We start from the raw sequence: 7,419 nt of genomic DNA, 5'->3' as shown, positions 1-7,419 counted from the left end.
CCGAGCCAGCACCCGCCGCAGGTTCCACACCTGCCTGATGCCGCACCCATGGCCGCTCGCCCCGATCGGGACCACCCGCGCCCAAACGCCCAGCGTGGACGAGATCGTCGTCTCCGCCAGGCAAGGCGAATGGCGATAACGGCGGCCCGAGACCGAACGCTTGCCCTCCTACCTAATGGCTGACCCCGATGCGCGAGATCGTCCAGATCGACATCTCCGGCCCCGACCGGCCCGGTATCACCATGGCCCTGACCCAGGTGCTGGCCCGCTATGCGGTGGCGGTGCTCGACATCGGCCAATCGGTGATCCACGACACCCTGGCCCTCGGCATGCTGGTCGAGCTGCCCGACGAGCCGGCCAGCTGTCCGGTCTTCAAGGAATTGCTCTTCGCCGCCCATGAGCTTGGGCTTGCGGTCCGCTTCACCCCGGTCGCCGCCGCCGCCTACGAGGACTGGGTCGCCGAACAGGGGCAGGCGCGCCATATCCTGACCCTGCTCGGGCGCGAGATCAGCGCGGCGCAGATCGCCCAAGTCGCCGCCGTCGTCACCCGGCATCGGCTCAACATCGAGCAGATCTCGCGCCTCTCGGGGCGCATCTCGCGTCGTGCCAGCGCCAGCCCGCCTGGATCAAGCCGCCCGGCCTGCGTCCAGCTCTGGCTCAAGGGCGGCGTCGCCGATGTCGGCGCCCTGCACGCGAGCTTCCTGGAACTCGGCAGCCGGCTCGACGTGGATATCGCCATCCAGGAAGACGACATCTTCCGCCGCAACCGCCGCCTGGTCTGCTTCGACATGGACTCGACCCTGATCCAGACCGAGGTCATCGACGAACTCGCCGCCGCCGCTGGCGTCGGTCCCCAGGTCGCCGAGATCACCGAGCGCGCGATGCAGGGCGAGATCGACTTCAGCGACAGCTTCCGTCAACGCATGGCGCTGTTGGAGGGCCTCGATGAAGCGGTACTCGCCGGGATCGCCGAGCGCCTGCCGATCACCGACGGCGCCGAACGGCTGATCGGCGCCTTGAAACAGCTCGGCTACCGGGTCGCCATCCTCTCCGGCGGTTTCGACTACTTTGCCGCGCATCTGCAGCGCCGGTTCGGGATCGACGACGTGCACGCCAACCGGCTCGAGTTCGACAACGGTCGCCTGACCGGCCGCGTCACCGGCCGCATCGTCGACGGCCAGCGCAAGGCCGAGCTGCTGCGCGAGATCGCCACGCGCGAAGGCATCCGGCTGGAACAGGTGATCGCCGTCGGCGACGGCGCCAACGATCTGCCGATGCTCTCGATCGCCGGCCTCGGCATCGCCTTCCACGCCAAACCGCTGGTCAAGGAGCAGGCCCGCCACTCGATCGCCACCGTCGGCCTCGACGGCATCCTCTACCTGATCGGCATGCGCGACCAGGATTTGGAGGCGTTGGGAAGGGAACACTGAACAGTTCCTTGATTTCCTATCCTGGACCCCGCGCCCTTTCGACCATTTTCTGATTGAAAGCCAAAACGCATCGAGGCCGCTCGAAAGCGGCCTCGATGCGTTCGCGCCTGGTCTCCTTAGGCGCGGGAGACTGTGCGGGCGAGCCTCGGTTCGCGGGTTCGGTCTACTGCAGTCGCTGCTGCGGCAGCCAGCCGGCAATGCGGCTGCGCTCGGCGGACTCGTCGATGCTGAAGAAGCGGTTCAGCACCAACAGGGCCTCGTCGAGGTCGGAACAGCCATAGTCGTCCATGACGACATGGTTGCTGCAATCCTCGACATGATAGCGATGGGCTCGATCCGCGGCATCGTAGCGCAGACGGTAACCGGACTCTGTCCAGGAGTCCCACTTGTAACGAATCACCTGTTCTTGTTCGTCAAACATCTCTTTAACCTGCTGTATTTGATGAGCCATCCGGAAAATCGAGCGGCAACATAAGGGGCGAGCGCATGATTCGGGATTTCCCGAACGGCAAAACCGCGCATGTCGCAAAACTGCGTCTCGGCGATCTCTTGCCCGATAGTCTAGGGGCGTGAGTGCGACTTGACAAGAGAAAGTCTAACCCTTGTTTGAATGCAAAAGTGAGAACCGCGGCACATTTTTGGCGAAACATCGGGGTGAAACCGAGTCAGCCTCTTTATGTGACAAGAAAACAACAAAGCTGTCGTTTTGCAACAGACGATGCCGATAACAGCCTCACGGAAGGCGGGGTCACCGGATCAGCGTGCGCAACGGATCGGCCGGGTCGACCCACTCCATGAAGGGGATGCGACGGTCGTTGTGGGTGACGCGATAGACCAACCCCAGCCAGTTCCCGAGCACGCCCTCGGCGGTGTCGCGCCAGGTGTTGTCGAGTCCGCCGGCGATCCGCGCCTCGGGGAACGGCGGCGGCTCGCGGCCGCGATCCAGGGCCCGTTGCAGCATGTGGCGATGTTCGTCGAGCACCGCCGCCGCCTTGCGCGAGAACACATTGTCCGGGAACGGAGGATAGTCAGCGCGCGCGCCAGTCGCGAAGCGCTCGACCTCGCGTTTGTATTCCTTCAGCAGCGAGATGGTGTCGTACTCCGGATGGCCCTGAAACATGATGATGCGCAGCCCATCCGGGCTGGTCGCCAGATGCACGCCGGCCTCATCGCTCACGACCAGCACCCGTGCATCCGCTGCCTCGAACTGTTCCCGGCTGACCTCGTTGAAGCGCGAATGCGGCACGTCGAACAGGGTGTTGGTGCTCTCGACCAGCGGATGCGCCTGATCGACCACGCGATGCGTGAACACGCCCCAGCGCTTGGCCGGGAGCGGCTGACGGCGTTGACCGTAGCGGAACTGCATCACCGCATGGGTGGCCAGGCAGGAGCAGAGGGTCGAGGTGACATGCTCGAAGGCCCAGTCCACCACCTCGATCAACGGCGACCAAAACGGTTGTTGCGTCAGATCCGGGCCGCTCACATTGGCGCCGGTGATGATGAGCGCGTCCAGCCCCTGCTCGCGCACCACCTCGAACGGCTGGTAGTAGCGCTCGATATGCGCCCGCCCCTTCTTGCCGCGCGGCAGGCCCGGCAGCGAGAACGGATGCACGTAGAACTGCGCGATCTGATTGCTCTGTCCGACCAGGCGGAAGAACTGCCGCTCGGTGGCGGCCAGGGCCGCATCCGGCATCATGTTGAGCAGCCCCACATGCAGCTCGCGGATGTCCTGATGGATCGCCCAGTCGGATTCGAGGATGTTCTGCCCCTCGGCGCGCAGGCGCTCGAAGGTGGGTAAGTCGTTGTGGGCCACGATCGGCATCGGCGTGCTCCTCCCCCTAGGTTCTAGTCCAGGTCGGGATCAAGCCGCTGCGGGGCCTCGAACTCGTCGGGCGCTGCCGGCAGCGGGGTGCGCGCGATCGCGGTCTCGATCAGGGCGAGGAAATCCTGCTCATCGCGCACCGCCGCGACCTCGCTCGACTCCACCGTATAGCCAAAGGGCCGCGCGATCGCCTCGTAGCGCGGCACGCGCGAATGGAACAGACGCGGAAAGACCCAGCGCGTGAAGTCGTTCGGATCGATATCGGCGACGTACTCGAGCCCCCGTTCGCCGAGATAATCCTTGACTGCGGCCTTGATGAAGGCGGGGCGAAAATAGAGCGGCTTCGGGTCGGCCTGGGCGCGCCTGATCAGCTTGATCTCGTCGGCCTGGGGCACGCGAATGTAGAGGATCAGGCTGTGCTGGGCCAGCAGTTCGATCACCGCAGGCTCTTCCAGCTCGCACAGGCTGCCGCCGACATCGTTGACGAAGTGGCTGTAGCCATAGATCTCGCGTGCCTTGCGGATGAACTCGGGCACATCCTGCATGGCGCGGATCTCGGCATCGCGATAGAGCGCCTGACGCCGGTTGAATTCGGGCAGCGACAGGCCGCCCTTGTCCGGATCGCCGAGTTGACCGACGAAGCTCAGCACCGGCCCCAGGTCGTCGACCTGGATCTTGTTTTGGAACGCGACCCAATCGCGCCTGAGCAGATCGCGCAAGAAGGGCACCTGCATCGCCTGCGACTTGATCAGATCCAGGATCGGTTCATCGAGATAGCGGGTGCCGATCCGGTAGTCGCCGGAATAATGGAACCAATCGCTGCGTCGCAGCAGGCTCGACAGGTAGGTCTTGCCAACCCCGGACATCCCGAGCAGCGTCACGCAGCGGTGTTGCCAGTGGCGAAATTCGTCGATCGTTAGCCTCAACGACGGTTCCTCGATAGGGCGCGAAACATGGGCGCGCTGAACTATACGCGATCCCAGGGTCGGATCACCAGGGACAGCGCCCGCCGGTTGCCGCGCAGCCCCCCCTGCTCCGCCTATACTGAAGCCCAGTGCGCGCATGCCCCCGCACTGGATACGATATCCGACAGTCGAGCGCAGATACCCTTGCCAGATCGCCCATGCCGCACGCTTCCATCGAGAACGACGCCCCCCGGCCAGCGCCCGCCGCAAACCCCGCGGCGCCCCCGACCATCCGCCTCATCGAGCGGGCGCGGGGCGATGTCGCGCTCCAGCTCGCCGGGTGTTGGCGGCTCGATCAGCCCATCCCGTTGCGCGCCGATCTCGCCGCCCTCATCGATCGCCTCGAGCCCTTCAGGGACGCCGACCATCGTCGCCCCGACGCGACCGATGGCGCGGGCCATCCGCCCAGGCTCGGCTTCGATACGCGGAAGCTGACCGACTGGGATTCCGCCTTGGTGACCTTCATCGTCGGCGCCGAGCGGCTGTGCGCGGAGCGCAACCTCCGGTGCGATCTCGAGGCCCTGCCAGACGGCCTGCGCCGGTTGCTCCAGATGGCAAACCTCGCGGCGGAACCGGTCGCGGAAGCGCATGACCGCGGCCCCAGCTTCCTGGCGCGGGTTGGGCTCGATATGCGCGACCTAGCGCGCTCCACGGGCGAGATCATGACCTTCCTCGGCGAAGGCGCGATCGCCGTGCGCCACTTCATCGCCGGCCGCGCGCGTTATCGCAAATCCGAACTCTGGGTCCTCATCCAGGAGTCGGGCGCCGATGCGCTGCCCATCGTCAGCCTGGTCAGCTTTCTGGTCGGCATGATCCTCGGCTACATCGGCGATCAGCAGCTGGCGCAGTTCGGCGCCCGCATCTATGTCGCCGATCTCGTCGGGCTCGCGACCGTGATCCAGATGGGCGCGCTGATCACCGGCATCGTGCTCGCCGGACGCACCGGGGCGGCCTTCGCCGCGCGCATCGGCACCATGCAAGTCAACGAAGAGATCGACGCCCTGCGCACCTTTGGCATCCCGCCGATGGAGTTTTTGGTCTTGCCGCGGATGCTGGCGCTGATCCTGATGACGCCGTTGCTGACCCTCTACGCCGATCTCCTCGGCATCCTCGGTGGCGCCTTCGTCGGCACCGTGGTGGGCGGCGTCACCCTCACCGCCTACCTGGTCCAGACCCAGGACGCGATCGGCTGGAACCACATCATCCAGGGCCTGATCAGCGCCACCGTCTACGGCGCCATCGTCGCCGCCTCCGGCTGCCTGCGCGGCATGCAATGCGGGCGCAGCGCGGCCGCCGTCGGCGCGGCGACCACCTCGGCGGTGGTCACCGCGCTCGTCTTCATCGTCATCGCCGCCGCCGTGCTGACGGTGCTCTTCGATGCCACCGGACTGTCGGCATGAGTGCCCAGTCGCACGCGATCGCGATTCGACTCGAGGATGTCACCCTCGGCTACGGCACCACCATCGTCCAGCAGGGACTCGGCTTCGCCATCCGTCGCGGCGATATCTTCATCATCATGGGCGGCAGCGGTTGCGGCAAGAGTACCGTCATGCGTACCCTCACCGGGTTGCTGGCACCGCGCCAAGGGCGGGTCTGGTTGCAGGAGCAAAGCCTCTGGGAGGTCTCGGAGCAGACCCGGACCCAACTCCTGCGCGGGGTTGGGGTGATGTACCAAAGTGGCGCACTCTGGAGTGCGATGACGCTCGAAGAGAACATTGCCCTGCCGCTTGAGCAATACACGCGCCTGGGACCCCGACAGATTCAGGAGGTGGCCGAGTACAAGCTCGCCCTCGTTGGCCTCAGCGGCTTCGGTGGCTATTATCCGAGCCAGATCAGCGGCGGCATGCGCAAGCGCGTCGGTTTCGCACGGGCGATGGCGCTGGACCCGGACATCCTCTTCTTCGACGAGCCCTCGGCCGGTCTCGACCCCTTATCGGCACGGCGGCTCGATGACCTGATCCTGGAGTTGCGCGACAGCCTGGGAACGACCATGGTGGTGATCACCCATGACCTCGACAGCCTCTTTCTGATCGGCGACGACGCCGTCTTCCTCGACGCCGAGACCCGCACCATGCTGACCACCGGCAACCCCAAACAGCTGCGCGACCACAGCGAGATCGACGAAGTACGCGCCTTCCTGCGCCGCGGCGAAGCATGAGTCGCGAGGCCAATCCCACCATCATCGGCGGCTTCGTGCTCGGCGCGCTCGCGCTCGTGGTCATCGCCATCCTGGTCTTCGGCAGCGGCTCCTGGCTGCGCGAGCGCCTCTACCTGGTGACCTATTTCCCGGGCTCGGTGCAAGGGCTGGAGGTCGGCGCCCAGGTTCAGTTCCAGGGCGTGCCGATCGGTCAGGTGGTCGAGATCGGCCTCGACTACATCGCCGACCGCGACAGCTTCCGCATTCCGGTACGCTATGAGATCTGGCCCAAGAGCATCCATGTCATGGGCGATCTCGAGGACGTCAAGCCGAGTGAATTGATCCGCCGCCTGGTCGCAGAGCGCGGCCTGCGGGCGCAGCTCGAATCGGTGAGCTTGGTCACCGGGCAGTACCTGGTCACCCTCAGCCTGAACCCGGATCAGCCGCCGCGCGAAGTGCCTTCAAGCCCGCATGACGCGATTCGCGTGCCGGCCATCGCGGCCACGCGCGATCAGGTCCAGCAAATGCTCGAGAACCTGCGTCTCGATGAACTCGTCGATACCGCGCACGAGACCCTCGCGGCCATCAACCGGCTGGTATCCGCCGACGAGACCCGCTCCGCCTTGCACAGCCTCGATCAGGCGCTGGCTGGAATCGCCTCCGTGAGCGCGGCCATCGATCAGCACATCGTGCCGCTGAGCGAGCGCGCGAGCACGACCCTCGGCGAGTACGAGCAGCTCGCCGCGGCGCTGCGCGAGGAGGCGGCGCCCGCGCTGCGGGAACTGACGGACGCAGGACAGGCGTTGAACGCGCTCGCGCGGCGCATGGAGTCGCAGGTAGACCCCCTCGTCGGTTCCACTCGGCGCGCCTTGGACGAGGCCGTAGAGGCGATGCGCTCGCTCGGCCAGCTCACGGCCGAGGGCGCGTCGACGCGCTACGAACTCGATCAGCTACTGACCAGCGCGACCCGCGCCGCGCGCTCGATCCGCTCGCTCGCGGACTACCTCGAGCGCCATCCGGAGGCGCTCCTGCAGGGCAAGCGCCCGCGCTATTGAAATGCACCAT

Annotated in this window: 7 protein-coding genes; 4 read left to right on the top strand and 3 right to left on the bottom strand. The window is 66.0% G+C overall.

Going from position 1 to position 7,419, the window contains the following annotated elements:
• Positions 1-188: 188 nt before the first annotated feature.
• Entirely contained in the window at positions 189-1,430 is a 1,242-nt protein-coding gene (gene serB, locus ACLFQI_RS10010) for a phosphoserine phosphatase SerB (RefSeq protein ID WP_410758984.1), read from the top strand.
• 163 nt (positions 1,431-1,593) lie between these two features.
• Here the strand turns inward: serB and ACLFQI_RS10005 are convergent, their stop codons facing one another.
• The 3 genes from ACLFQI_RS10005 to ACLFQI_RS09995 all read right to left on the bottom strand — a co-directional run bounded on the left by ACLFQI_RS10005 (position 1,594) and on the right by ACLFQI_RS09995 (position 4,178).
• Positions 1,594-1,851, bottom strand: coding sequence for a hypothetical protein (locus tag ACLFQI_RS10005; RefSeq protein ID WP_410758983.1), 258 nt, complete (start codon positions 1,849-1,851; stop codon positions 1,594-1,596).
• A gap of 327 nt (positions 1,852-2,178) precedes the next feature.
• Positions 2,179-3,252 (bottom strand): homoserine O-succinyltransferase, encoded by a 1,074-nt coding sequence (locus tag ACLFQI_RS10000; RefSeq protein ID WP_410758982.1) that lies wholly within the window; start codon positions 3,250-3,252, stop codon positions 2,179-2,181.
• Positions 3,253-3,275: 23 nt separating this feature from the next.
• A complete protein-coding gene (locus ACLFQI_RS09995; RefSeq protein WP_410758980.1) occupies positions 3,276-4,178 on the bottom strand; it encodes an ATPase in 903 nt (300 codons plus the stop codon).
• A gap of 197 nt (positions 4,179-4,375) precedes the next feature.
• Here ACLFQI_RS09995 and ACLFQI_RS09990 point away from each other — a divergent pair, with 197 nt between their 5' ends.
• The 3 genes from ACLFQI_RS09990 to ACLFQI_RS09980 are packed head-to-tail and all read left to right on the top strand — an operon-like array spanning position 4,376 to position 7,409.
• A complete protein-coding gene (locus ACLFQI_RS09990; protein ID WP_410758978.1) occupies positions 4,376-5,617 on the top strand; it encodes an MlaE family ABC transporter permease in 1,242 nt (413 codons plus the stop codon).
• Positions 5,614-6,375, top strand: a complete 762-nt coding sequence (locus ACLFQI_RS09985; RefSeq protein WP_410758976.1) for an ABC transporter ATP-binding protein — start codon at positions 5,614-5,616, stop codon at positions 6,373-6,375. Before ACLFQI_RS09990 ends, ACLFQI_RS09985 begins: the two co-directional genes overlap by 4 nt.
• Complete coding sequence (locus ACLFQI_RS09980; protein WP_410758974.1) at positions 6,372-7,409, top strand: MlaD family protein; 1,038 nt, start codon at positions 6,372-6,374, stop codon at positions 7,407-7,409. The genes ACLFQI_RS09985 and ACLFQI_RS09980 overlap by 4 nt, the downstream gene beginning before the upstream one ends.
• Positions 7,410-7,419 lie beyond the last annotated feature (10 nt).

The organism is Halochromatium sp. (assembly GCF_046541315.1).
GTDB lineage: Bacteria > Pseudomonadota > Gammaproteobacteria > Chromatiales > Chromatiaceae > Lamprobacter.
The sequence above is the reverse complement of the archived record's forward strand: the minus strand, read 5'-3'. Positions and strand labels throughout refer to the sequence as shown.

Coding starts and splice junctions, on each gene's coding strand:
- serB (WP_410758984.1), top strand. CDS start 189: ATGCGCGAGATCGTCCAGATCGACATCTCCGGCCCCGACCGGCCCGGT.
- ACLFQI_RS10005 (WP_410758983.1), bottom strand. CDS start 1,851: ATGTTTGACGAACAAGAACAGGTGATTCGTTACAAGTGGGACTCCTGG.
- ACLFQI_RS10000 (WP_410758982.1), bottom strand. CDS start 3,252: ATGCCGATCGTGGCCCACAACGACTTACCCACCTTCGAGCGCCTGCGC.
- ACLFQI_RS09990 (WP_410758978.1), top strand. CDS start 4,376: ATGCCGCACGCTTCCATCGAGAACGACGCCCCCCGGCCAGCGCCCGCC.
- ACLFQI_RS09985 (WP_410758976.1), top strand. CDS start 5,614: ATGAGTGCCCAGTCGCACGCGATCGCGATTCGACTCGAGGATGTCACC.
- ACLFQI_RS09980 (WP_410758974.1), top strand. CDS start 6,372: ATGAGTCGCGAGGCCAATCCCACCATCATCGGCGGCTTCGTGCTCGGC.